The 23,942-nt window shown below is 41.0% G+C and carries 27 protein-coding genes and 1 tRNA gene; 13 read left to right on the forward strand and 15 right to left on the reverse strand.

Going from position 1 to position 23,942, the window contains the following annotated elements; all coding sequences use genetic code 11:
• Positions 1 to 110: 110 nt before the first annotated feature.
• The gene (proC, locus tag RG963_RS08980) at positions 111 to 923 is read left to right on the forward strand and encodes a pyrroline-5-carboxylate reductase (RefSeq protein ID WP_310575927.1); all 813 of its coding nucleotides are present in this window, start codon (positions 111 to 113) and stop codon (positions 921 to 923) included.
• 307 nt (positions 924 to 1,230) lie between these two features.
• Here proC and RG963_RS08985 read toward each other — a convergent pair whose 3' ends face one another.
• Positions 1,231 to 1,920: a peroxiredoxin gene (locus RG963_RS08985; protein ID WP_310575928.1), complete on the reverse strand. Its 690-nt coding sequence runs from the start codon at positions 1,918 to 1,920 to the stop codon at positions 1,231 to 1,233.
• Positions 1,921 to 2,312: 392 nt separating this feature from the next.
• On the opposite strand from RG963_RS08985, the gene RG963_RS08990 reads away from it, so the two are divergent.
• The 3 genes from RG963_RS08990 to RG963_RS09000 all read left to right on the forward strand — a co-directional run bounded on the left by RG963_RS08990 (position 2,313) and on the right by RG963_RS09000 (position 4,791).
• Positions 2,313 to 3,293 carry a YbgA family protein gene (locus RG963_RS08990; protein WP_310575929.1) on the forward strand — a complete coding sequence of 327 codons (981 nt, stop codon included), beginning with the start codon at positions 2,313 to 2,315 and terminating at the stop codon, positions 3,291 to 3,293.
• 37 nt (positions 3,294 to 3,330) lie between these two features.
• Positions 3,331 to 4,425, forward strand: coding sequence for a COG1361 family protein (locus RG963_RS08995; RefSeq protein WP_310575930.1), 1,095 nt, complete (start codon positions 3,331 to 3,333; stop codon positions 4,423 to 4,425).
• A gap of 180 nt (positions 4,426 to 4,605) precedes the next feature.
• Positions 4,606 to 4,791: a PspC domain-containing protein gene (locus RG963_RS09000; protein WP_310575931.1), complete on the forward strand. Its 186-nt coding sequence runs from the start codon at positions 4,606 to 4,608 to the stop codon at positions 4,789 to 4,791.
• 115 nt (positions 4,792 to 4,906) lie between these two features.
• On the opposite strand, the gene ftsY is transcribed toward RG963_RS09000, so the two are convergent.
• The 13 genes from ftsY to RG963_RS16570 all read right to left on the reverse strand — a co-directional run bounded on the left by ftsY (position 4,907) and on the right by RG963_RS16570 (position 12,276).
• The gene (gene ftsY / locus RG963_RS09005) at positions 4,907 to 6,163 is read right to left on the reverse strand and encodes a signal recognition particle-docking protein FtsY (RefSeq protein WP_310575932.1); all 1,257 of its coding nucleotides are present in this window, start codon (positions 6,161 to 6,163) and stop codon (positions 4,907 to 4,909) included.
• Positions 6,164 to 6,278: 115 nt separating this feature from the next.
• Positions 6,279 to 6,710: a prefoldin subunit alpha gene (pfdA, locus tag RG963_RS09010; protein WP_310575933.1), complete on the reverse strand. Its 432-nt coding sequence runs from the start codon at positions 6,708 to 6,710 to the stop codon at positions 6,279 to 6,281.
• Between the two features lie 5 nt (positions 6,711 to 6,715).
• A complete protein-coding gene (gene rpl18a / locus RG963_RS09015; protein WP_396654709.1) occupies positions 6,716 to 6,892 on the reverse strand; it encodes a 50S ribosomal protein L18Ae in 177 nt (58 codons plus the stop codon).
• A gap of 48 nt (positions 6,893 to 6,940) precedes the next feature.
• The gene (locus tag RG963_RS09020) at positions 6,941 to 7,600 is read right to left on the reverse strand and encodes a translation initiation factor IF-6 (protein ID WP_310575935.1); all 660 of its coding nucleotides are present in this window, start codon (positions 7,598 to 7,600) and stop codon (positions 6,941 to 6,943) included.
• Positions 7,601 to 7,644: 44 nt separating this feature from the next.
• A complete protein-coding gene (locus tag RG963_RS09025; protein WP_310575936.1) occupies positions 7,645 to 7,914 on the reverse strand; it encodes a 50S ribosomal protein L31e in 270 nt (89 codons plus the stop codon).
• Between the two features lie 21 nt (positions 7,915 to 7,935).
• Positions 7,936 to 8,091, reverse strand: a complete 156-nt coding sequence (locus tag RG963_RS09030) for a 50S ribosomal protein L39e (RefSeq protein WP_310575937.1) — start codon at positions 8,089 to 8,091, stop codon at positions 7,936 to 7,938.
• 289 nt (positions 8,092 to 8,380) lie between these two features.
• Positions 8,381 to 8,983, reverse strand: a complete 603-nt coding sequence (locus tag RG963_RS09035) for a DUF7411 family protein (protein WP_310575938.1) — start codon at positions 8,981 to 8,983, stop codon at positions 8,381 to 8,383.
• Between the two features lie 5 nt (positions 8,984 to 8,988).
• Positions 8,989 to 9,360, reverse strand: coding sequence for a DNA-binding protein (locus tag RG963_RS09040; RefSeq protein ID WP_310575939.1), 372 nt, complete (start codon positions 9,358 to 9,360; stop codon positions 8,989 to 8,991).
• A 102-nt stretch (positions 9,361 to 9,462) separates the two neighbouring features.
• Positions 9,463 to 9,912: a 30S ribosomal protein S19e gene (locus RG963_RS09045; protein ID WP_310575940.1), complete on the reverse strand. Its 450-nt coding sequence runs from the start codon at positions 9,910 to 9,912 to the stop codon at positions 9,463 to 9,465.
• Positions 9,913 to 9,935: 23 nt separating this feature from the next.
• Positions 9,936 to 10,115, reverse strand: a complete 180-nt coding sequence (locus tag RG963_RS09050) for a hypothetical protein (protein WP_310575941.1) — start codon at positions 10,113 to 10,115, stop codon at positions 9,936 to 9,938.
• A 91-nt stretch (positions 10,116 to 10,206) separates the two neighbouring features.
• Entirely contained in the window at positions 10,207 to 11,481 is a 1,275-nt protein-coding gene (locus RG963_RS09055; protein WP_310575942.1) for an adenylosuccinate synthase, read from the reverse strand.
• A 190-nt stretch (positions 11,482 to 11,671) separates the two neighbouring features.
• Entirely contained in the window at positions 11,672 to 12,049 is a 378-nt protein-coding gene (locus RG963_RS09060) for a TIGR00304 family membrane protein (RefSeq protein WP_310575943.1), read from the reverse strand.
• Positions 12,031 to 12,276 carry a TIGR00304 family membrane protein gene (locus RG963_RS16570; protein ID WP_396654710.1) on the reverse strand — a complete coding sequence of 82 codons (246 nt, stop codon included), beginning with the start codon at positions 12,274 to 12,276 and terminating at the stop codon, positions 12,031 to 12,033. The genes RG963_RS09060 and RG963_RS16570 overlap by 19 nt, the downstream gene beginning before the upstream one ends.
• Before the next feature lie 694 nt (positions 12,277 to 12,970).
• On the opposite strand from RG963_RS16570, the gene RG963_RS09065 reads away from it, so the two are divergent.
• Together RG963_RS09065 and RG963_RS09070 are read left to right on the forward strand one after the other, a co-directional pair.
• Positions 12,971 to 14,212 carry a proteasome-activating nucleotidase gene (locus RG963_RS09065; RefSeq protein WP_310575944.1) on the forward strand — a complete coding sequence of 414 codons (1,242 nt, stop codon included), beginning with the start codon at positions 12,971 to 12,973 and terminating at the stop codon, positions 14,210 to 14,212.
• Positions 14,213 to 14,406: 194 nt separating this feature from the next.
• Positions 14,407 to 14,481, forward strand: a tRNA-Glu gene (locus tag RG963_RS09070).
• A 249-nt stretch (positions 14,482 to 14,730) separates the two neighbouring features.
• Here the strand turns inward: RG963_RS09070 and RG963_RS09075 are convergent.
• Positions 14,731 to 15,297, reverse strand: coding sequence for a hypothetical protein (locus RG963_RS09075; protein ID WP_310575945.1), 567 nt, complete (start codon positions 15,295 to 15,297; stop codon positions 14,731 to 14,733).
• Between the two features lie 446 nt (positions 15,298 to 15,743).
• On the opposite strand from RG963_RS09075, the gene RG963_RS09080 reads away from it, so the two are divergent.
• From RG963_RS09080 to RG963_RS09110, 7 genes are all read left to right on the forward strand, one after another.
• Positions 15,744 to 17,258: a hypothetical protein gene (locus tag RG963_RS09080; RefSeq protein WP_310575946.1), complete on the forward strand. Its 1,515-nt coding sequence runs from the start codon at positions 15,744 to 15,746 to the stop codon at positions 17,256 to 17,258.
• A gap of 95 nt (positions 17,259 to 17,353) precedes the next feature.
• Positions 17,354 to 17,758 (forward strand): hypothetical protein, encoded by a 405-nt coding sequence (locus RG963_RS09085; RefSeq protein WP_310575947.1) that lies wholly within the window; start codon positions 17,354 to 17,356, stop codon positions 17,756 to 17,758.
• Between the two features lie 908 nt (positions 17,759 to 18,666).
• Entirely contained in the window at positions 18,667 to 18,867 is a 201-nt protein-coding gene (locus tag RG963_RS09090; protein ID WP_310575948.1) for a hypothetical protein, read from the forward strand.
• Between the two features lie 501 nt (positions 18,868 to 19,368).
• Positions 19,369 to 20,157, forward strand: coding sequence for a LolA family protein (locus tag RG963_RS09095; protein WP_310575949.1), 789 nt, complete (start codon positions 19,369 to 19,371; stop codon positions 20,155 to 20,157).
• 447 nt (positions 20,158 to 20,604) lie between these two features.
• Positions 20,605 to 21,573: an ADP-ribosylglycohydrolase family protein gene (locus RG963_RS09100; RefSeq protein WP_310575950.1), complete on the forward strand. Its 969-nt coding sequence runs from the start codon at positions 20,605 to 20,607 to the stop codon at positions 21,571 to 21,573.
• A gap of 2 nt (positions 21,574 to 21,575) precedes the next feature.
• The gene (locus tag RG963_RS09105) at positions 21,576 to 22,013 is read left to right on the forward strand and encodes a GIY-YIG nuclease family protein (RefSeq protein WP_310575951.1); all 438 of its coding nucleotides are present in this window, start codon (positions 21,576 to 21,578) and stop codon (positions 22,011 to 22,013) included.
• Between the two features lie 100 nt (positions 22,014 to 22,113).
• Entirely contained in the window at positions 22,114 to 23,664 is a 1,551-nt protein-coding gene (locus RG963_RS09110; protein ID WP_310575952.1) for an MBL fold metallo-hydrolase, read from the forward strand.
• The last annotated feature ends 278 nt before the right edge of the window (positions 23,665 to 23,942 follow it).

Raw genomic sequence — 23,942 nt, forward strand, 5'->3', positions numbered from 1 at the left:
GACTCTGAGTCTGTTAAGTTCTTTAAAATTATTCGACAATTAATAGCAGTTAGCTTTGAGGCAAATGCCTCTTGATATCATACTTATCTTGGAAATTAGGAGATTTAAATATGGAAAACCGAAAAATAGGATTTATCGGAGCAGGAAAAATGGGTTCTGCTCTAATGCAGGGCATTATTAAAGCTGGAATTGTAAACTCTGAAAATATTAGTGCAAGCGATGTGTACGAGCCTTTTTTGAAAGAACTGAAGACAAAGCTGGGTATCCAGGTATCGACCGACAATGCTATTATTGTCCAGGCATCCGATATCCTTATCCTTGCAGTGAAACCCCAGACTTTGGGTTCGGTGCTTGCAAATCTTAAGACTTACATAACTTCCGATAAACTTGTAATATCAATTGCAGCTGGTGTGCCTCTCTCTACCTATGAGGATGCCCTCCCCGAAAGCACCAGAGTTGTACGTGTGATGCCTAATATAGCAGCCACAGTTTCGGAAGCAGCTTCAGCAATTTCTCCAGGCAAAAACGCAACCTCAGAAGACTTGAGAGCTGCACTTGCAATATTCTCTGCAGTTGGCACTGCAGTTCAGGTGCCTGAGTCTCTCATGGATGCTGTGACAGGTCTTTCAGGCAGCGGGCCTGCATTCATCTTTCCGGTGATTGAGGCAATGGCTGATGGGGCTGTGCTTGAAGGAATGGACAGAAAAAGTGCCCTTACTCTGGCAGCCCAGACTGTACTCGGGGCTGCAAAAATGGTACTTGAGACAGGTATGCATCCCGGAGAACTCAAAGATATGGTAACTTCTCCTGCGGGGACTACCATTCAGGGCATTCACGCTCTTGAAGAAGCAGGCATTAGGGCTGCATTTATGAATGCGGTTATAAGGGCAAGTGAGCGCTCAAAAGAACTCGGAAAAAAGTAAATTTTTTCCATTCTTATATTTTTAATTTTTACATGTGTTATCGTGAATTTATCCGGATGTAGCTCTATTTTAAGATAATCTTCTCTTTTTGTATTTCGGTTTTATCCAGATCTTCTCTTCAATTTCATACTTTAATGAGCATTTATTACAAATCCTGGGTAAATTCCATATATAAGTTTTCCCTATCTTATTTTTGCATTAAATTAACACTGAGCACTTAGAGTTGAAGATATAGGGTATATTTTTTTTAATTTAAGAGTTTTCAGGATAAGCTTAATTAAAAAAGTAAATTTTTATATTCTCTTGCTTATTTCTTGCTTTCCTTTTTCAGGCACAAAAACCAGTCAAGACAATAATTTCCTTCTTCGATATTTCCAAGCCTTTCTTTTACTGCCTCCATCGAGCTGGGTGCAGGAATTATAACATCATCTCCTGGTTGCCAGTTAGCCGGGGTTGCAACTTTTTCGGCTTCATTTTTCTGCAGGGCAATTACGAGCCTCTTGATTTCCTGCATATTTCTTCCGGTTGATAAAGGATAATAAATCATTGCCCTAATTTTTGCCTCGGGATCTATAATAAATACTGCCCTTACTGCCTGGGTTGTTGATGCGTTTGGCTGAACCATGCCGTATTTCTTCGCAACGTCCATTTTCAGGTCAGCTATCAACGGGAACTTGACCTCTACGTTTTTCATTCCATTGTACTCGATTTTTTCCTCAATCCTTTTGAGCCAGGCAATATGGGAGAAAACGCTATCTATCGAAAGTCCTATGAGTTCTGTATTCATTTCTCTGAATTCTTCCTGCATATTCGCAAATGTCATGAATTCAGTAGTACATACAGGTGTAAAATCTGCAGGATGGCTGAAGAGTATTACCCATTTGCCTTTATAATCTTCTGGAAAATTAATTTGTCCCTGAGTCGTAACTGCTGTAAACGAGGGCGCATCGTCTCCTATCAGAGGCATATGTATCTGTTCATACTCGGTTTCTACCATATTCTCACCTATTTTTAAAGACCATGTCGTTTTTTTCAGTATTGAGAATTTTATTCCGATCTCTATAAAACTATCTTATAGTTATTCTATTATCTTATAGTTATTCTATTTTTATATTCATTCCGAAAAGCGGACAAAATGTTTCTATTGTTCGAGGCCCTGCTTTTAAACGTCATTATTTTCTATAATTTATTTTTTTAAAGCATATATATTATGCATCTCTTTTTGAGCTATTTTTCCATTATAAACTCTTGTTCTTCTTTATCGAGTCTTTTAAAAACTTCTTCTAAAGATCCTCACTTTCTAACTTCTTATTTTTTAAAAAGGAGTCTCCTGCGCCTTTCTTCTAGAAAGTAATTTATGCTGGAAATCCTTTCTTATATGGGGGTTAAATGAGGGAGTTTGTTCGGCCAAAGGTCGTGGTTAGTAAATGCCTTGAGTTTGATCACTGCCGATATAACGGGGATATGATAAGCAGTCCGATCGTGGCAAAGCTTAAGGAGCATGTTGATTTCTTGCCTGTTTGTGCGGAAGTGGAGATAGGGCTTGGTATTCCAAGAAGTCCGGTGAGAATAATTCTTGACAACGGAGAACACCGGCTGGTTCAGCCTGTAAGTGGTAAGGATGTAACTGAGGATATGAAGGCCTTTTGTACTAAATTTCTTGATTCGGTAGGAGAAGTTGACGGTTTTATCCTGAAATTCAGGTCTCCTTCCTGTGGATTTAAGGACATCAAAGTTTACCCTTCTATTGGCAAGTCAGGGGCAATTGAGAAAACTTCAGGATATTTCGGGGGAGCAGTCCTGAAAAAATATCCTTTCCTTCCCGTCGAGGATGAAGGAAGGCTCAAAAACTCTCGCATAAAAGAGCATTTTTTGACAAAGCTCTTTGTACTTGCTGCTTTTCGGAAAGTAAAGTCCGAAGGTAGCATGAAGGATCTTGTAAGGTTTCATACTGACAATAAGTATCTTCTCATGGCTTATAGCCAGGCAGAACTTCGGAAACTGGGAGCAATTGTTGCAAATAAAGAAAAAAAACCCTTTAAGGGACTGATTTCCGATTACGAAGGACACCTTTACAATGCTTTCACCAAATCTCCAAGATACACTTCGAGCATTAACGTGCTCATGCATGCTCTCGGGCATTTTTCAGAGAATCTTTCGAACGGGGAAAAAGCCTTGTTTTTTGACTGGATTCAGAAGTACAGGGAGGGGAAAACCTCTCTTTGTCCGGCAATAAATACAATCCGGTCATGGATAGTGCGCTTTGAGGATCAATACCTTATGCATCAGACCTTTTTTGAACCCTATCCTGAAGGGCTGATAGAAGTAGACCCGATAAACTCTCACTTGAGGGAAGATCTCTGGAAATGAGTCTCATAGATATGCAATTCTGGATGGGGGATAATTTATGAAAAGTGTAACCAATTTTCTTTGTTTCGTTTTTCTCATTTATCTGGCCGAATTTCTCTTCTCCTGGTCTTCTCCTGAAGCTTCGGGGGATTCCGGTATAGCAGATGATCTGGGGGAGAATTTTGTCGGAATAGATATCGTAAATTCTGAGCCTTGTAATGTCTCGATTACAGAGGAGTCAATTACTTCTGGAAAACCGTCCCGAACTTACTCATGGAATTACGAAGGCTCAAGCTGCCATCTTACTCTGCCTCTTGACGATGAGCTCTATGATAACTATAAATCCAGGACCCGAAACAGGGACTATGACCTGTTTGCTTCAGATCCTTCCGACGACTGGTTAATTAAAAATATTTCAGATACTTTACTATCTCTTTCAAAAGATTGCGAGGTTGAAGAGAGCAAAGTTCCAGCTTTTTGTATCTCGTTTGTCCAGTCCTTAAATTACACTTCGGATCTCGCAAGTTCGGGTTACGACCAGTACCCCCGTTTCCCTTATGAAACTCTATATATAAGCGGCGGGGACTGTGAAGATACTTCAATTCTCTGCGTTGCAATTCTTCAGGAGATGGGTTATGATGCTGTACTTCTGGAACTCCCTGGGCATATGGCTCTCGGGATAAAGTGCGATCCTGAACAAAAATGCAAAAGTTTCGAGTACAAAGGCAGCGATTACTACTATGTGGAGACCACAGGCAGGAACTGGCAGATAGGAGAAATTCCTGACGAATATGCAGGCCAGCCTGTACAGGTCATTCCTGTCTACAGGAGACCCATGATTAATCTTGACTTCAAAGCCAAATGTGAATACTCAAAAAAAGAAGGAGCTGTGAATATTAATGTCACTGTAAGAAACGTGGGCTCTCAGATAGCTGAAAATACAACTGTTTACGTTGCCCTTCAGGCTGCAGATGAAACTACTGTGTGGGATGAAGTTGAAAGTTCTCCCATAAAGGTTGAGCCGGAAGAAATTTACAATTATACTGCAAAAAGTCTTATTGTTCCTGCAGGGGAAAGCTTCAGGATATATGTGCGGGCATCCGGGGAGGACATGGTATCCGAAAACCTAACCAGCGAGTGGGTTAAAATCTGAGAACTCCCATGTCTGATGCGGCTTTATGAGAAGAGAAGATGTTGAAGAAAAAATTAGCTCATACCTGCAAACACACAGGGATTTGCGATAAAATCCGTAATCCCCAGAGTTACTTATAAATCGTATATAAGCAATCTATTATGTGGCTTATTAAGTCGCTTTACAATTAGGAGTGGTGAAATGAATAAACTGTATAGATCAAAGAAGAATAAGATTATTGCAGGCATATGTGGTGGGATAAGCGAATACTTTAAAATTGACCCTACACTTGTAAGGCTTTTATGGTTACTCGTTTCTGTAATGAGCGTGGGAGCCGGCCTGGTTGCTTATATTATAGCATGGATTATAATTCCTGAGGAACCCTGAGGCTTCTCTGAGGAAATATAATTTTTTCTTCCCACAGCGATCCTGTAGCAAAGTTCACGAATAATGCTCCCGAATTACTTCGGGAGGTTCACTATTTAATGATAACTTATCTATTTTACTGGTTGAAAAGCTGGTCTATAAACCATTCGGGATCGAACTTTTTCAAATCCTCGTAGCCTTGCCCCATCCCGAAAAACAGAATCGGCTTGCCTGTGATATAAGCTATGGATATTGCAGCTCCTCCTTTGGCATCCGCATCGATTTTTGTCAGAATTGATCCGTCAATTGGCACAGCTTCATTGAACTGGGCAGCCCTTTCGACTGCATCGTTCCCTGCGACGGCTTCATCTACAAAAATTATGAGGTCCGGAGTGCTTACCCTGCAGATTTTTTCCATCTGTGACATAAGGTTCAGGTTTGTATGCATACGGCCTGCAGTGTCTGAGAGCACGAAATCTATTTTATGGGATTTAGCGTACTGGACGGCATCGTAAATGACTGCAGCAGGATCTGCTCCAGGCTGATGCTTGATCATTTTTACTCCGAGCCTGCTTGCATGAATCCCAAGCTGGTCAATGGCACCTGCCCTGAAGGTATCTCCTGCAGCCAAAACGACTGAGTAATCCGACTTAAGCAGCCTGTGCGTCATTTTTGCAATAGATGTCGTTTTTCCTGTTCCGTTAATTCCAACAAAGACAATATGGACAGGTCTTTCTTTGTTTTTCACATACTCGTCAAAATCAAAGGTATTCGCAGACACCACATCAAGAATTGCTTTTTTCAAGGCTGCCTCTACGATTTCTCCGGTATTGCTGCCAATATGCTTTGTGGTGCCTGTAAGCTGTTTTTTCACGGATTCTACAATTGCCTCGGAGACTGAGAGGGCAAGGTCGCTTTCAAGAAGGCCCATTTCAAGTTCCCAGAGAGGCTCTTCAAGGTCTTTATTGTCCAGATAGACTTCTCTATTAAAGACCAGGGCTTTTGCTTTCTGTGCAAATCCAATCTTCGAGACCTTTTTGAAAAAAGATTTTTTCTCTTCAGGTACTTTCTCTTCTTCAGGCTCGCTCTCTGCCACCTTCTTTCTCTCTTCAAGTTTTTTCCTGTATTCTGCCTTTTTCCTGTCTTCTGTCCCTACAGTTTCAGGCGAAGCCATTGCAGGTTTGATTTCTACAAGTTCTACTTCGGGATTTTCCTCATCAAGAGAAGTTTCTAAAGCTTTTTCTTCTAGATAGGGCTCAATCTCCTCTTCAAAGTCCTCTTCTGCCTCAGGTGCAGGTTCAACTATCGGTTCAATAGCTGTAGCTTTATCGTCAATAGTTCTGCTGAGCGCCTTTTTAAAACTCCCAAGTTTCTCTTTGAATTTGTTAAACACAGGATCCATCCCAAAGAAATTCAGTAAAAATAGTAATTAAAATTAATTTAAAGTAAATGATTTCTTCCCAAATGGGTTTTTGAATTCAATTCATCTTTCCTGAACCAGGTCTTTCTCAGGCCTGGCCAGGTTGCTGAAGTTTTGTAGCCTCAGCTTCCAGGGCCTGCATACCCTGTATATATTTAGTCAGTGAAGCATTCATCTGTTCTAGAATTTTCGTAAGCTGTTCTTTGCGGCGGTTCAGGGTCTCAATGGCTTCATGTGCGGTCTTTTCTGCGCTGAAGCCTGCTCCCAGGTCCACAATGACTTTATCTGCATTTTTGATTTCAGCGTGAACAAATGAGCCAAAACCTACAGCAACCATCGTTTCTGCAGTCTTACCTTCCGCTGAGGCTGTTTTCAGCTCGTTGATGGTTATGATTGTCTGGTCACAGCTTGAAATGGAAGCCTGGACCATGTTCATTTCTTGCCTTAAGGCTTCGGCCTGTCTCTGGAACTCCTGATGCCTGGCTGCCAGATTTCGGATATCTTCACTGACTTCTGCCATATCCTTCACTCCTCAGCGACGCTTTCGATCAGGATCTGGCTTCTCTTAATACCGTGCCTGCTTCCAAAGACAGAATAGACATTATCTTTTGCGTTCTTTTCATTCTGACTTTCGATCTTCTTTGTGAAATTTTCCCAGGTATTTCCTGCTTTAAATTTTCCTTTAACAACAAAATTCTTCATCTTGGTCACCATTCTTGCTGTAGCTTTATCCGACAGATGGATGATTATTCATTCTAAGAATCCGAGTGCTTCTTCGATTCTCCCAAGTTCGGGTCCTGTAGTGTCGGAACCTGCTAAATAGTTCTTTGAGTTCGCAAGCAGGCCTGAGCCAAGCATCTGAGTCCCAAAGTTTGTAGTCCCTATATTTACCGGAAGCTCGAAGATCTTTTCCAGAATTTCTCTTTCGGAAGGTGTCACTTTCGGGTGTACCAGAAGCCCTTTATTGGTGACAACTCCTGCCATCCCTACGTTTTTTATCCCGGCAATTGTTCCCCTGTAAACCTCTACCTTGAGGGTTCTGGCAATGACCTCAATAGCCCAGTCTGACAGTTCGGGGTGCACAAGTGCTGCGGAATCGTTTGCAAGCACAATGTTCCCGACTGCATTCAACTTACCGGGAAGGACCTCTGCCTGAACTCCTGTCAGTTCTTGCATTTCGCTGGCATCGGTTCCGTATGAAAAAAGGAAGCCGTTTGAGTTTCCTCTGGAAAGGGCTCCAACAACAACGCTTCCGTTTACAAGAGTCTTAACTACCCTTGCATTCAGCGAATCCTCAAGTATGGTACAGATCTCGGGTTTTGTCCCGGTGGGGACGAGAACAACATTTTCTGTACAGGTTGCAAAGACCCCTATCATTGGGGTATCGTAGATATCCATTGTTCGAATCATATTCGTTGAAGCTTCGCGTTTTTATGTTATTTTTATGTTATATTTTACTGGGCGAGCTCTGCCTGTAACTCACCATCTGCGAATTTTACAGCTCTGACCCGGATGGAGAGAGGAGGCTTCTCACAGCCTTTTTCCCAGAGGCGGTCATTAATGGATTTGTCCAGCTTTACCTTTATGGACTCTACCTTCATGTGCCTTACAAGGAAACTCCTTACTTCGATAACTGCCCTGTTGGCTCTTTTCCATGTAGGCACTTTCCTTGCTGCCCTGAGGGGGATAGTATATATCTGTTCTTTTACCATGTCGTCTGCCATTTCTTTTCCCTCCTTCCTTGTTTATTTCACATCTACGCTTCTTCTTCTCCAGTGTCTGCGTCTGGGATGACTCACTACCTTCCGGTTAGTTTTTACAATAACCCACACCGGAACGCGTGTGTTCTGTTTGTGCGCCTTTGCCAGGCGCATCTTCTGTCCTTTCATGTTATGACTCAATTGGATCACACCTGTTAACTTGTAAGTAATTTAATTCTGTTAATTTCTGGTTATATCCGATAATTATTTCTGGCTATATCCGATAATTAGCTGATTGTGATCTTAACCCTTAATAATTGCGATTCTACCCCACCGGATTAAATGGTAACTTTTAAATCCATATCCGGTAAATTCTATGAGGTCTCGGTTAATCTGCAGCAGTATAGGAGGGTTGAATATAACTCGATTATCGTATAAATCTTTATTCCAGAATTTACCTTTTCGGAAGACTTCCCGATTTCCTACTTCATCAGGGCAGTTCTTTTCTGGAAAGCACATGGGACTGGATATGGGCAGGAAACAGTTCCTTTATTTTCTCTTCACCATGTCTCTGCCTGATCAACTCTCTTAATTCCGTTTCGTAATCTGCTTTTGGAGTATTCTCGCTCGGCCCCTCTTCAATTCTCAGATAGCGCTCGACAAGAATGCTCACGGTCTTTCTATTATATCCTTTCAATGGGCAGATGTACTGAATTCCCAATCGGTCTTCAATACTTCTTATCTGTGAAATCGAAAGCACAGGGACTCTGTCATCTCTTCTGGTTCCGTCAGCAATAAATTTCACTTCCGGATCCGAAGCAAGAGTTTCTATGGCTTTTTCATGGATATAATTGATAGCGCTTTTCGGGAAACCATCCTTCATTATTTTCTCATACGCTTTTTCTAGGATTTCCCGTTCAAGAGAGAGAACCCTATGCGGAAACCGCAGCTCTTTTGCAGTCTTTGCTGCCAGTTCTCCATTGGGGAGCAAGCCAAAACAGCAGGTTACGAGTTCTATCTCAAAAAGCGGTTCCATCAAAAGTGCAGAGAGCGAGCTGTCCTTGCCTCCGCTAAATAGGACCGAGATTCTCATTATATTTAAACCCTGGTTATGGATGTCTTACGCTTTTTTGGCTGCATCTTCATCAGGAGCGTTTTAAGCTGTTCGTCGTCGATTTGAGACTGGAGCCTTCCACTCTGAGCAAGCGAGATCAGCTGCATTTCAAGCTGTTCCCCTAGAGCAGACCTTGACATCTTCAGAGTTGTCAGGCGTTCTCTGGCCTCAGGGGTAAGGATTTGCCTCAGGATGGCCTGCTTCTGAGCTTCCATATCAGCTCTGGCCTGTTCCTGCTGATAAGCTGCCTGCATGTCAGATGGCTGCTGCTGTTGCGCCTGCTGTCTCTGAATTTCTGCAAGCCGTCTCTTTCGTATCTCGTCGAGTTCATCATCCATCGTAGGCATGGCAATCACCCAAAAAAACCGGTTTTCCGGAGCAATCTGGCTTAAGATTAATAATATATTTGAAAGGGATTCCGAAGAAATATCTCATGTCCCTTTTGGAAAGAATCTCTTTCAGTATTTTGCAAGTTCAGGGATTTTCTCAAGAAGCTCTTTCTTGAGTTCATTTGCTGCATTGTCAAGCATGGAACGTCCCTTTGCAGATACGGTTCTTCCGCCCTTTACCTTTTGCAGGTAACCTGCAGTCTCAAGCTGCTGTACTGCCTTTCTGGCAACCGAACCGCTGCCTTTTGCTTTGTGGCTCGGGCTTGATCCTTCGTCCTTCTTTCCGCCATATACGGAGCGAAGTCTCTCAATCCCGACTGGTCCGTCAGTATAGATCTTCCTCAGGACTGCAGCGCATCTTACATACCACCAATCGTCTTTGCTTGGGGGAAGTTCCTTATGAACCCCGGTTTTCACGTTCTCTGCCCATTCAGGGGGAACGACATTTTCATTTTCCTTAAGAATGCCTGCAACCTTTTCGATAAGTTCCATTGCAGGGACATCAAATACTGTTGTCATGTGGTACTAGCTCCTTTTCCAAATTACTTATTTTTCAGGTCCTGGATGATAAAGCCGATTCTCTCCCCTGACCTGTCAGAAATATGGTTTTTTTCCCGAAACGAGGTAACTCTTTCTCTTTCGAGATGTCCTTGCTGGTCTTTATTGCTGGACTTATGGACTCTTAGAATTTGGGCTTTAGGCCCGATAATGCCGGTAAACATGATTTTAGTTTAAACTGGAAAGAGGTTGATACACTTATCAGTTAATATATACATTTTTCGGTTACTGGCCTGGCAAGTATATTAAATGGAATTATTCTTTTTTAAAGGTTTGTGCCCTGCCCGGGCCCACTGAAATATAATTGATAGGCACTTTCAACAATTCTTCTAACCTTTTGACATAGTTCCTGGCGTTTTCCGGAAGCTCCTCGAAGGCTTTTATCTCGGTAAGGTCATTTTCCCATCCCGGGAGGTCTTCGTAAACAGGAGTGCATTCAGAGAGGTCCTCAGTGAGTTCCGGGGGATAATCCACATTTTTTCCCTTATAACTATAGCAGACGCAGATCCGGATCGGGTCAAGACATGTGAGTACATCCAGTTTGGTCAGAGAAATCTCTGTATACCCGTTAAGAGCAATGGCTTTTTTCAGGAGAGGTAGATCGAACCATCCACATCTCCTGCTTCTGCCGGTAGTTGTCCCGAATTCTCCCCCTGCTTTCTGTAGCCTTTCTCCCAGTTCTCCTGTAAGCTCTGTAGGAAGCGGACCTTCGCCTACTCTTGTAATGTAAGCTTTCACTATGGCGATTACATTGTCCACTCTCGTTGGGCCCACTCCGAGGTTTGTACAGGCAGAGCCTGCAATTGTAGAAGAAGAAGTTACGAATTTCTGGGTTCCATGTATTACATCGAGATGGGTTCCCTGGGCAGCTTCAGCCATTACATGTTTATCTTCATCTAGGGCTTTGTTTATTTCCCTGGAAACGTCTGTTATATAAGCAGCAAACTGCCTGCCGAGTTCGAGATATCTCTCTATAAGGACAGGGTCTCTGACAATTTTCGGATCTCCGCCCATTGCCGCTATTTCCTTTTCCTTCTGGGGGGCAAGCTCTTCAAGTCTTGAAAGGAAGCGTTCACTGTCCACAAGTTCAGCCATGCGGACTTCATCTCTTGCTACCTTATCAATGTAAGCATAGCCTATTCCGCGTTTTGTGGTCCCGATTTTTGTTTCCCTGGATTCTTCCCTTAGCCCGTCCATTTCTATGTGGTATGGCATAATAATGCTTGTCTTCGCATCCACGCCAAGCTTTCCGGCGTTTACTTTTATGCCATGTTTCTCAAACATTGTAATTTCTTCAGCCAGAACTTCAGGGTTCAGGACAACCCCAGGCCCGATCAGAACTCTGGCATCAAGCAGAATACCTGATGGAATCAGGTGCAGTTTGTAAACCTCATCTCCTACCCTGACTGTATGGCCTGCGTTGTTCCCTCCCTGGAAACGGGCGACAATGTCATAATCTTTTGCGAGGAGGTCGACAATCTTGCCTTTTCCCTCGTCACCGAACTGCGCGCCTGTGATTATCGTAAACATAACGCCCTGATTCGGGCTTAACTATTAATAACTTTTTGTTTGTGCGAATTGCGCCTCGGAAGTACGCGGTCCGTTTCACTCGCTCCGCTCGTTTAAACGGATTAATTTACAAAATTGGTGTAAACCATCAATGTTACAGAAAATCCGGATAAAGGACACACCGTATAGCTTTTCCGTGCAGCAGCGAAATTTAGAAGAGTGAGCCTCTGAAAATCAGCAGGCTAAGAAGCATGAGTATTATTGCGAGAATTGCTGCGGTTTTTGCACTTTCTTTGTCACTTCCGAAGATTATGGGGATCGGGCCGAGCATAATTACTCCTCCAGCCTTTATTCCGGATTCAACTTTTCTTACAGGAGTTCCCTCTTGGGGTGGCCTTTTAGAATTCGGGGTATTTTCAAAATCTGCTTCTCTTCCTAATGGGCCCGTTATTTTTGAGTGACACTGCCTTGATTTGGAATCCTGGAACATGTTTAGAACTATGCCGGTTATAATTAGCAAACATCCGATAAGTATTGTGAAAATTCCAATCAAAAACAGCATACTTTCGATCAACGTTTCGTTTTCCACAGGAATAAATAAAGAATCGTTACTAATAATCCAATCCCCAACATATTTATTGTAATCTCAGGAGAAGAACCGAACGCGATCGGGATCGGGCCGAGCATAATTAGTCCGCCCATCTGGCTGCTTGCAGGATGCTGTAAAACCGTAAGAACTACACCTAATAATAGTACGATGAAACCGACAAATATAACTGTCGCACCTACTCTTAGAAAATCTTCCGATATACGCATGTGGGTTGATATAATGCTTTTATTATTATATATTCTTCGGATTTCTTACGCATGTGGGCGTCTTTGGTCCGATTTTTATCCGAATTAATAAATCATATAAAGTGTCGGTTTCTTCCGGGAAGATTTGCTGGAACTCGGAGAATCGCTAGTTGCGCATAATAGAAAAAAGGAAATATGAAGTCTGGAAGCATACAAAAAATCGATATAATATAGGTGGGTATCAGAAAGTAATTTGATAAATATTAAAAATGGGCCACATGTGTTGCAGCAACTTATATATGCCCCTTTTATATTTATATATGTATATTAATTCACGATATTTTAATATATGTTGTTAAATGGATAAGAGAACCTTTTAATGGCATTTTAACCTTTGATATGTGTGATTAATCCTCTACGGGTGATTTTATGAAAAGGACCGTTCTTTTCTGAGTTTCCCGTTTTCAGGCTTTTATTCTTTTGTAAAAGCAAGGGATTAAATAAATCCCCGAGGTGCATAAATCACCGATGACAGATCCACAGCTCAAACGTTTAATGCTTAATTAACCCACTACTTAATAATCTGCAGAGCAATAAATTCGCAAGCAAATTTACCTTTAAATCAACTGATCCGCAAAACCAATGATTCTAAAGTAAATTAACCTCTAAATTGTGATATGAAATCAATTTTATACGATAAAAAAGGTGTAGTCAAATGTCAGAAGACGGTGCGATAAGATCTTCTCTGGAAGATATAAAAACACGGATAGAATTTCAGGTTGAGTGCGGGGAGATCAATGCTGAAGACGTAAAGTCTCTCTTAACCGAAATAGAAATCATGAAAGTCCAGAATGAGAACATGAAGGCCCGGCTCCTTGAAGCAAGCGTAGCAACAGGCAGGCACCTTCAGGAAATCAATAAATTAAAAGCTCATCTGGAACAGCTTACCGAGCCTCCTCTCTTTATTGCAACTATTCTTGAGGTGAATGGGGAAATTGCTCTTATCAGGCAGCACGGAAACAACCAGGAAGTTCTCACCCAGATCCCTGAGGAATGCCTCGGAAAGATCGAGCCTGGGATGAGGGTGGCTGTAAACGGGGCTTACTCAGTTATCTCTATAGTTAGCAGGGCTGCCGATGTTAGGGCTCAAGTTATGGAACTCATTAATTCTCCTGGTATAGACTACAGCATGATTGGCGGGCTTGACGAGGTACTCCAGGAAGTTCGGGAAAGCGTCGAATTGCCGCTTACAGAACCCGAACTCTTTGAGGATCTGGGAATCGAACCCCCCTCAGGTGTTCTGCTTCACGGTGCTCCGGGTACGGGCAAGACCCTGATTGCAAAGGCAATAGCCTCTCAGGCAAAAGCAACTTTTATCCGAATGTCAGGGTCTGATCTTGTCCAGAAGTTCGTAGGTGAAGGCTCGAGACTTGTCAAGGACATTTTCCAGCTTGCCAGGGACAAGTCCCCAAGTATCCTGTTTATAGATGAAATCGATGCTGTTGGAAGCATGAGGACTTATGACGGTACCAGCGGCTCTGCAGAAGTAAACAGGACAATGCTTCAGCTCCTTGCTGAGATGGACGGCTTTGACCCCAAAGGCAATGTAAAAGTGGTTGCTGCAACCAACAGGATTGATCTCCTTGATCCTGCCCTCATGAGGCCTGGTAGGTTTGATCGGTCCATTGAAATTCCGCTTCCTGATGAGAGGGGCAGGGTTGAAATTCTTAAGATCCATACCCGCAAGATGAACCTTTCCGATGATGTGGATTTTGAGAAACTCGCAAAAGTCATGAATGGTATGAGCGGGGCAGAGATTAGTGTCATTACCAAAGAAGCCGGAATCTTCGTGCTGCGCAGGCGCGGCAAACAGATCACCATGGCAGATTTCCTTAAAGCCTATGAAAAGGTTGTAAACGTTCAGGAACCCTCAATTCCTCAGGCTATGTTCGTATAACAAGGTCATGGAAGCTGAAACGGAGGGCCGCCTTCAAGCTGAAGGAGAGCCTTCCTTTAGTTGTGCCGGATAGGAACAAAAGTCCTTCCGACAATTTTATATTTTTACTTTTCTCCAGGAATCAGACGAAAGATTTATATTTTATCAATTACTTGAAGATATGCTGCCTGAGAGACAAGGCATAATAACAACACGCTCCGATAGTGTAGCTCGGCCAATCATTCAGGACTCTCACTCCTGCGACTGGGGTTCAAATCCCCATCGGAGCACTTTTCTTTTTTACAACCTTTTTTGACTTTTTTTAGGACTTACTCAGTTGAACTTAAAGATCTAATACTAATAATACTAATACTATATCTCTCAAAATTTAAATTTAAACACACTATCTATTTTATTTGATCTTATACTTTAAGTGTGTAAGTTAGAAAGAATATATTTAATTGTGGCAGAAAACGACATAAATGGCGTGAAGCATTGAATGGAGTGTCCTTTGATAGGTAAAGTGAGGTTACTAATCATTAATTTTTATATACCTTCATAAAAATCGTCTTTTCAGAAATTGTGCTCTCGACTTTGACTCCATAAGTTTCAAGAGAGTCTTCAATCACCATCCTGTTTAGTTTAGAATTATTAAGTCCCAAACTATGAGTAATTAAGAGTGTATAATGATCGTCATCATCCGTATTATCTATCGTATCGAACCAGTTTGACATACCCGCCGTAATAACTATCCCATCGAGGAGTTCTTTTAGACTAATTTCCTTAAGAGGCTTCTGAAAGTAGTACTCCATCATGTATTCTAAGGGTTTATACTTGTTCAAGTACTCATTAAACATCTCAATATTAACAGTTTCCAATAGTATTTTTAAGCTATCTTTCAGGATAGAACATATCGTTTTCATTGATCTTTGAGTCAACCAAATTCTTTCTTCCTCAGTTAATGCTGGACTCTGTTTTGAGCTTTTTTCCAGGCTTTCCAGCGCGATTTCTAATACTTTTTGTTGTGTTTCGAATTCTTCTGTATGCTTTTTCAACAATTCCCAGTGTTTCTGCGAGATTGTGGTGGAAATGCGATGCGTTTTCAAAATACTACACCGAGTTTCTATACTTCTCACTTAATTCAAAAGTTTTCCTATATGTATACAAAGTGAATTATGCGTAAACTAAACGTACGCTATGCGGATAACCTATTTTTAAATGAGTATTCTATATTAGCTCTGTTTACAGCAGAAGATTACTGTGGGGCTTGCATAGTTGAACTAAAAAATCAATATCATTAAACTTGTAACTGCCTAAAATGTAAATTTAAACTGTAGTGTTTATTGTACTTAATTTTTAGCCTCTATTGTGTAAGTTATGAGAATCTTTGGTAAACTCATGTATGACAAGATCTGTAAAAAATGACACTTAGTGTAGTCTCTGTAATAATATACTGAATCCCAAATTCAAGAAACCGAGGGTGTAACTATAATAAGACTGTTACTAAAAAAGGGGGCAATGCCTACAAATTTAAGATAATGGAGGAAGAATTATGCCAAATGATCAATATCCCCCAACAGCTAAATCTGGGAAAATAGGTGTAGACTTTAGTACTCTTGGAAAAGTTGAAAATAGTGCAGAACTTCCAGAAGAGATTCAAGAACATATCGACGAATTTTTAGAAGGTTATCGCCTTATGGCCGAAAGTATAATTTTGAATGAAACAGATTTAGCCAAGAAAATTGGTATCGTCAGAGGTAATTGTGTCATTGCTGGTATACCAACTTGGAATAAATTTGCAGCAATGTATACTATCGGATCAAATGACGGCAGTTGCGGCATCACATTTGAGACCAGAAAGAGTCCAGACCCTATTGTAGAAAGAATGAGGATAGATGCTGCTGGCAATGTCGGCATCGGAATAAGTGACCCGAAAGCGAAGTTGCATGTGGAAGCAACAGATCGGCCAACAATTATGGCGCAGGGTAATTTCGGGGGATTAGTTTCAGGTTCAGCTGGCGGAAATGGCGTTTTTGGTACCAATATATATATGGATTTTAATAATCAATTAAAAACTGCTGGTGCACACGCTGCAAACTATGGATATGCTGGGATGCACGCTACCTGGGGCAACATCCATTTTTATGCAGTAAATGGCAATACAAATGAAAATGGCAGTATTAATCCCGAATCACGCTTGTTTATACGAGGTAGCGATGGCTTTGTCGGTATTGGGACGACAGCTCCTAAATGTAAGTTGGATGTTAATGGCACGATTAATGCTTCAGCCTTGCATGTGGAAGCAACAGATCGGCCAACAATTATGGCGCAGGGTAATTTCGGGGGATTAGTTTCAGGTTCAGCTGGCGGAAATGGCGTTTTTGGTACCAATATATATATGGATTTTAATAATCAATTAAAAACTGCTGGTACACACACTGCAAACTATGGATATGCTGGAATGCACGCTACCTGGGGCAACATCCATTTTTATGCAGCAAATGGCAATACAAATGAAAATGGCAGTATTAATCCCGAATCGCGCTTGTTTATACGAGGTAGCGATGGAAGTATAGGTATCGGTACGGCAACACCACAAGCCAAATTAGAAGTGAATGGGGATCTAAAGGTTACCGGAGATGTAATTCTAACGGGCGGAGCCGATTGCGCAGAAGATTTCGAAATTTCGTCATTGGATCCTGTTGAGCCAGGCACTGTCATGACACTCAACGATGACGGCAAATTGGTACAAAGTAAACAACCATATGATAAGAAAGTTGCAGGTGTCGTTTCTGGAGCTGGTGATCTGAAACCAGGCCTTATTTTGCGCAGACAACAAGGACACTTAAATAGGGTTCCTCTTGCCTTAATAGGAAGAGCGAACTGTAAAATAGACGCAGATTATGCATCAATTGAAGTTGGCGATCTGCTGACAACATCTCTAACTCCAGGGCATGCAATGAAGGCAGATAATCCAGTAAAAGCATTCGGTGCGGTTATTGGTAAGGCATTACGTTCACTAAAAACAGGACGGGAATTGATACCAATTTTAATAGCTCTACAGTGATGATATTTATGATTAGCCTTATGAATGTATTGGATAACCTAAATTCTATTTATCCTTCTGGAAAACCATATAGTGTACGCAAATTCGCTATTGAGATGGGCATGTCCGATCCTATCTCCGTAAGAGATCTGGTTATAGAATCTCAACGGTTTTCCAAACCCAATCCATACGAAATATTTTTGGGGGCATATTTTAATGACGAAGCACCCAACCGCACAATTTGGTATACCGGTCGTAGTTTTCTTTCACTGCCAGACTCTAAAATAGCAGAGATCACCAATGTTAAAAATGTATGCGATTACTTTATGAAACTGAGTATCTGTGATGCGAGGGGAGATATCTTGGCAGGCCCTGTATGGTTAGAACCCAATGAATCAACCGGTGAGTTTAATATGCACAATGCAGATGCGAACTGGGGAGCTTACGGGCCGGAATCAGGCACTTTTACGGGCAAAGATCTAAAACTTAAGATTGGGATTTCCTGGAAGATAAGTGATTAAGTATGTGATGTAAACCGGTTAAAAGTAAGAAATAGAACACAACTTAGAACTTATTTTAATTAAAATTGCTTGGCGCAGACACAATGCCAAAATCTAGTGATGAACATAAAATTAAAAATCACTAGATTTTGAAAATGGTCACAATATTTTGAACATAACCTATTGATTGATGCCGGAAGATCTCGAATATTTAGTTTTATTGAAGACTGAATTCTTCTTGGAAATTCAAGATTTCGATCAAAAAATGCAAAAATCATTAGATTTTGGAACTGAGTCTTGGCGCACCTAATTGAAAGTAATAGGTACGCTCGTGCAGTTTTGTTTTCAGGACTACGCAGTTGATTGATATCTCGGCCCTTACTGTGTAATAGGATGAACATAACCGAAATTGCCAGAATTTTCCCGATGCCTTTTAGTTGCAGTGATTCGGTAGGTGCTCCTTTTTTATTTAGTTTGTATTAGATATCTGCCGTCCATCACTACCTGATTGCCGTCTTAATGACTAATTGAAGTATAAGGGATGCTTTCTTTTTCATTTGCCAAAAGGGCTTCTCTACCCTCACCAAGACACAAAACAAAAAAGCTGATCGGCAGCACTTGTTTAATGTTTTGCCCTATTTAGGCTCTTCGCTGTTTTGAGTGGGTAATTTATACCCACTTCCTATATGTGAGAGTGAGATATCTTATATTTAGAAAAGTTTGTTGTTGAAAATCACATCCAAGCTTAATGTTTTTCTTTTGGCCGGGCAACTGTGCAACTACGAAATTATTTTCAACCCATATAAAACAACGAAGAGCCCCTATTCTATACGCTATTTTTCTTTTTTATTCCATTCACATTGTTTATGTTCCCAGAATGAAAGTATCAACCTGAAAGGTTAATTGCTGAAAACAAGATAATGGTAGATATGCACTCTAAACCCGACGGTATCGAAAAAAAGCTTCGAGGCTACCTTTTTGGCACCGCCTGCGGAGATGCCCTGGGGCGTCCTGTGGATATCTTACCTTTGAAAATTGGATTAAATGTCATTTATATCTATAATGTTATTCATTTGTATTCGGTTAAGGAACAAAAAGTCAAAAAATGCTATTTTTTATGCAACATCTAAAGAGGATTCTGTTGGAAAATCGCTATACGTGGTATTCGAAGTTGTGCATAAAATTCGTTAACCGATGACAAAAGATGAGTGTTTAGAAATTCATTTTCCGAATATGTAATTATAAAGCCTGCTATTCTAAATTTCTAGTAAGAAAGGATCATTGAACAATTGTAAATTCGAAAATTGATACAAACAGTCATTTTTAAGACTTATTTAGCAATATTTATAAACAGTTAACGGAAAGTGATTTTGCGAATTCAATTTTACTCTCCAAAAGTGCATTTGAATTCCATATGCTCGAAAATATAATCACAACTTTAAGTTCATTTTTGATAACAAGAACAAATGATTATTTGCTGATTTATTACATTGTGAACAATGTAACTGCAAGTACTTTTATCAGCATTGATAATCAAGCTGTCTTATATTTTGTGTCTTTGTTCAATTTACGGGCAAGGAACAATGAATATTTTGGAATGAGGTTGATTATAAACAATCGGAGCAGGGAATATGGTAAAGAAGAAAATGGTTGCCATGTTTATTTTACTAACAGGCTATATCATTTTTGTGTCTGGATGTATGGACAAACCAGACACAAAGGAACTCGAGCTGAGTATGGAAGAAATTTCTGCAAAAATGCAGGAAAAAGAAAAAAGCATTAACGATTCTTCATATACAGTGTATGTGACAATGTACTCTGATGGAGAAAAAACCCAGGAAAATGAGTTTAATATCACGTACAAAAAGCCGAATATGAAGAAAACAGTTACAAAGCAAGCGGGAAAAGAGACTTTAATGGTTTTGGATGGAAGTGTCGAATGGAATTATGATCCCGAGACAAATAGCGTTCAAAAAATAATAATCTCTGACGAATATCAAGAACCGGAAATTGATTATTTCCAGTTCTTCAATAATACCTTAAATGAATATAATGTCTCTTTGCTTGGAACTGAGATCATTGACGGAAGAAATACATATCTGCTTGAAGCAAAACCAAAAGAAACCGGGGGAGACGTCCAGGACTATTCAATCGACAGGATGAAAGTCTGGGTTGACAACGAAACATGGATGCCTCTCAAATATGAGATCTACGCAGGTACACAGAAAGTAGAAATAAAAATTCAAAATCTTAAAGTCAACACTGGCATTCCGGACTCTGAGTTTAGGTTTGATGTGCCGGAGGGGGCAAATGTAACGACTATGAATTTCGAAGATACTTTTAACGAAAATTTGTCTGAAAGAGGAAAAAAGATCCCTCCTGAAGGGGAAAAAGACACAGCTATAGGTGTAGTTGTTTGAATGGATGAAGATGAGCTAAGAAATTAAGTAAGTAACCACTGCGAAATAACTTAAGGACATTTTTACACTGTACTTAAATATTTTCATCAGCGACTTAATTGATTTTGTTCAAAAATAAAAATGTATTACTCAAGTTATTTCACGGCGGTTACTAAGAGCTTATTCCAGGCAAAGATAGCAAGAAAATCAAAATTAAAAGAGTATTACAAGAAATATAAAATGTTCAAGAGCATGGGGTACAGGCTTCCTGCGATTCTGTGCAAATTTCATTTTTTTCTTCTTCAAGGCTTAGCAACCAGTTCTTTTACTTTCAGTGAGTTTTTGATTTTACTGAACAACACATTCATTCCTCACTTTCTCACTCTTATTACTGAGAATTTTGTGTGATAATTTTTCTTTATATGCCTTAATGATTAAAAAAATCAAGAGAAACATAGGATTGAAACAATGAGAAAAGGAAACCTGCTGGATACTCTGGATGTCGAGAAAAAGCTTCGAGGCTATCTTTTTGGCATGGCTTGCGGAGATGCCCTGGGGAGTCCTGTGGAACACCTTACCCTTGAGCAGATTAAAGAAAAATATGGAGAAAAAGGCATTCTTGAAATCCCTCCAGATTCTCCCTGGACCGATGATGCCCAGTTGATGCTTGTACTTGCAAGGGGCCTGCTTCGGGGAGCAGAACGTGAAATTCCCGAGCTAATGGAAGATATTGCTCAGGAACTTGTTATCTGGCTGGATGAACCTGACCTCGGAGCAGGAGCAACTTCCAGAGGTGCAGCGCTGAATCTCAGGAAAGGAGTTCACTGGAGCGAGTCAGGGATCAGGTCTAAAACATGCGGAGGCCTGATGCGAATTGGAATCCTTGGTTTCATCTATAGGAATGATCCTGAAAAACTGGTTAAAGCTGCTTTGATTTCAGGCAGAATCACTCACTCTCATCCGATTTCAGATGCTGCGTCTATTGCAGGCGCATATGCAGTGAAACTGGCTCTTGATGGAGTGAAACCAGAGAAAATGTTTGAACCGCTTTTTGAGGTGACTCAGGGAATCTCTCAGGAATTCACTCATGCCCTGGAAAGTTCTTATAATACGGCTTACAGTGGCATCGGAGACAAAGACGGTTTGAAGAGACTCGGGCAGGGCTGGTATGCGGATGAAACTTTTGCCCTGGCATACTTCTGCATATTACGTTATCCGAATAATTACAAAAAAGCAGTACAGACCGCAGTTAACATTACAGGGGATTCGGATTCAGTCGGGAGCGTGGCAGGAGGCATCCTTGGGGCAAAGCTGGGGGTTGAAGCCGTACCTGTTTCCTGGGCTAAAGCCCTCAGGGAAAAGGATAAACTGGAAGAAATTGTTGAGCCTCTGCTTGAAAAGTACTTTCAGGTTTCAGGAACTAAAGTGAGGTCTTGAAAATGGATTTTTCCGAAAAAGGTGTTTACTGTCTGATATTCGAGAATCGCGCCTGTAAGTTTGAGATAGGGAAGAAAGGTGAGTTTTCGTTCCTTGCAGGCTTTCATATATATGTAGGCTCAGCTCTGGGGTCTGGGGGTTTGAAAAGAGTAAAAAGGCACATTGATTTATCCAAAAAAAGAGACAGGAATCCGAGATGGCACGTAGATTATCTTCATCTGAACCCTTCTTTCAGGCTGATCTCAGCAGTTTGTGCCCCAACTTCTGCCCGGCTTGAATGTACACTTGCCAGCAGGATCGGAGGGGATTCGGTATCCGGCTTCGGGTGTACGGATTGTGCCTGTAATTCTCATCTTTTTTACAGAAAGAAAAACCCTTTTCCTGAGATCACTGAAGTTTTTGAAGTTTTGGGGCTTTCTGCGTTTATGCTTGAACTGTGAGCCTTCCATTTTCTTTTCTTTGATGTTAACAGGAAAGCTTAAGGTAATCGGGTTTTATCTAAGTTATCAAAAATAAAATTATTTGATCAGGGGATGTCTAATGGAACAGTTCTCTTTTATTGCCTGCATGCCTGACAGACCCGGAGCATTGCATAGGGTAGCCGAAATTATCACGCGACAAGAAGGAAACATTAACAGGATTCAGTACGACCGCAGGATCGACAAGCATACCGTTTTTTTTGAGGTGACTGCTGCTTCACAAGCTTATGAAAAAATCCGCAAAGAACTGGAGGAAATAGGTTATTTCCAGACTTTCCTGCAGCCTGTAGCTTTCCTGAAGTTTCATGTCTACCTCCCGAATCGTCCAGGGGCTTTATTTGATTTTCTGAATTCTATCACCTCTTCGACTGCAAACATTACTTTTCTTGATTTCGATGACCGGGGACAGCATCCTGAAAGGCTTGTAGTAGGCCTTAATATCGAAAATACCGACATGATAGATGCCCTTCTGAACCATCTAAAGTCCGAGTACAGGCTCGATATTCTGGAGTACGATATAACCGGGGAGAAACTTGACGATACGGTATTTTATCTTCGGTTGGCTCAGAAACTCAGGTCATTCATTGGAAGCGCTGAAGATGCTTTTTTGATGAGATTCCTGCATGATATTAACCATATTGCTCAGGAACTCTCTAATCTCCGGAAAGACCCTATCGAGGTTTTCGAAAGTATTCTGAAAGTCGGCGATTGCCTTAAGCGAACGTCTGGAGAGAATTTTTACGCTGATGTACAGAGGGTCAGAATAAAAAACGATATCGAGCTCTTCTGTTTTCAGCTTCCTTGCGGGGGGAATATCTATTTCTTCGATACTCCTTCCGAAAGGGTCATGATTGATACCGGTTATGGGATCTATTACCAGGACGTCTTGAATATGCTCCAACATTACGGGCTTGGGGATTTAAGCCGGCTTAAAAGGATTTACATTACTCACGCTGATGCCGATCACTGTGGAGCTGCAGGCTGTTTTCCGGTCCCGTCCTATCTTAATCGCGAAACTTTTCTGATTACGCGGGAAACTAGCAGAGCCTATGGGTCCAGCAACCAGGGTTGTATTCTGGAAGAAGTTTATACGAAGATAATTAACCTTTTTTCCAGGTTTACTCCTCCTTCAAACGTAGTACTCTTTCCCGAAATTTCCCTTTCAGGTAAAAAAATTGAAAGGCGAGGCACATTTCCAGTTATTGCTCGATTTCAGGTGGGGGACCTTAATTTTGAAGCCCTTGCAGGACTGGGTGGGCATATGCATGGAGAAATCTTCTATCTCTGCCCTGAAGAGGGGTTGGTCTTTCCTGAAGACGCAGTGATCAATTTCAAAAGCCTGAGTCCCGATAGGACAGAATATAATGTTCTGGCTGATTACCTTATGACCTCTGTAAATGTCGATAGCAAGCTTGCCAGGGAAGAACGAAATGCCCTCCTTTCTCTTATTTCTGAGATTGACGGAGAACTCGCCGAAAAAGGTAAAAAGTGCTTGATCTGCTGTGGGCATGGTTCAATATCCGTGCTCGAAAGTGGGAAACTTGTCGAATACGCAAACTCAGAAAGATATACTGCAGGGCAAAGAGGCACCTCGCTCTCTCAAAAGGTTTGATGGAAAGTAAAAATGGATAATTCCGATAAATTTCTGATTTTGGGAGCAATTTTTATAATTTTTTATAAATAGAGCTCCTCCCAAAACCAATTTTATCCCTAAGCAGTAAGATTTTCAAAAATAATTTTCATTAACAGAAACCTTGATTAATTTTCCAGAATCCGAGATTCGAGAATCAATTTTGATTTCTGAGATTAGCTTATTTATATAAATAAATACTAATTATATAATGTGAAACTAATCCTTCTCCTACTGGAAATTCTCCTCAAGATTGATAT

The sequence above is a fragment of the Methanosarcina baikalica genome (assembly GCF_031461075.1).
In the GTDB taxonomy this organism is placed as follows: Archaea; Halobacteriota; Methanosarcinia; order Methanosarcinales; family Methanosarcinaceae; genus Methanosarcina; species Methanosarcina baikalica.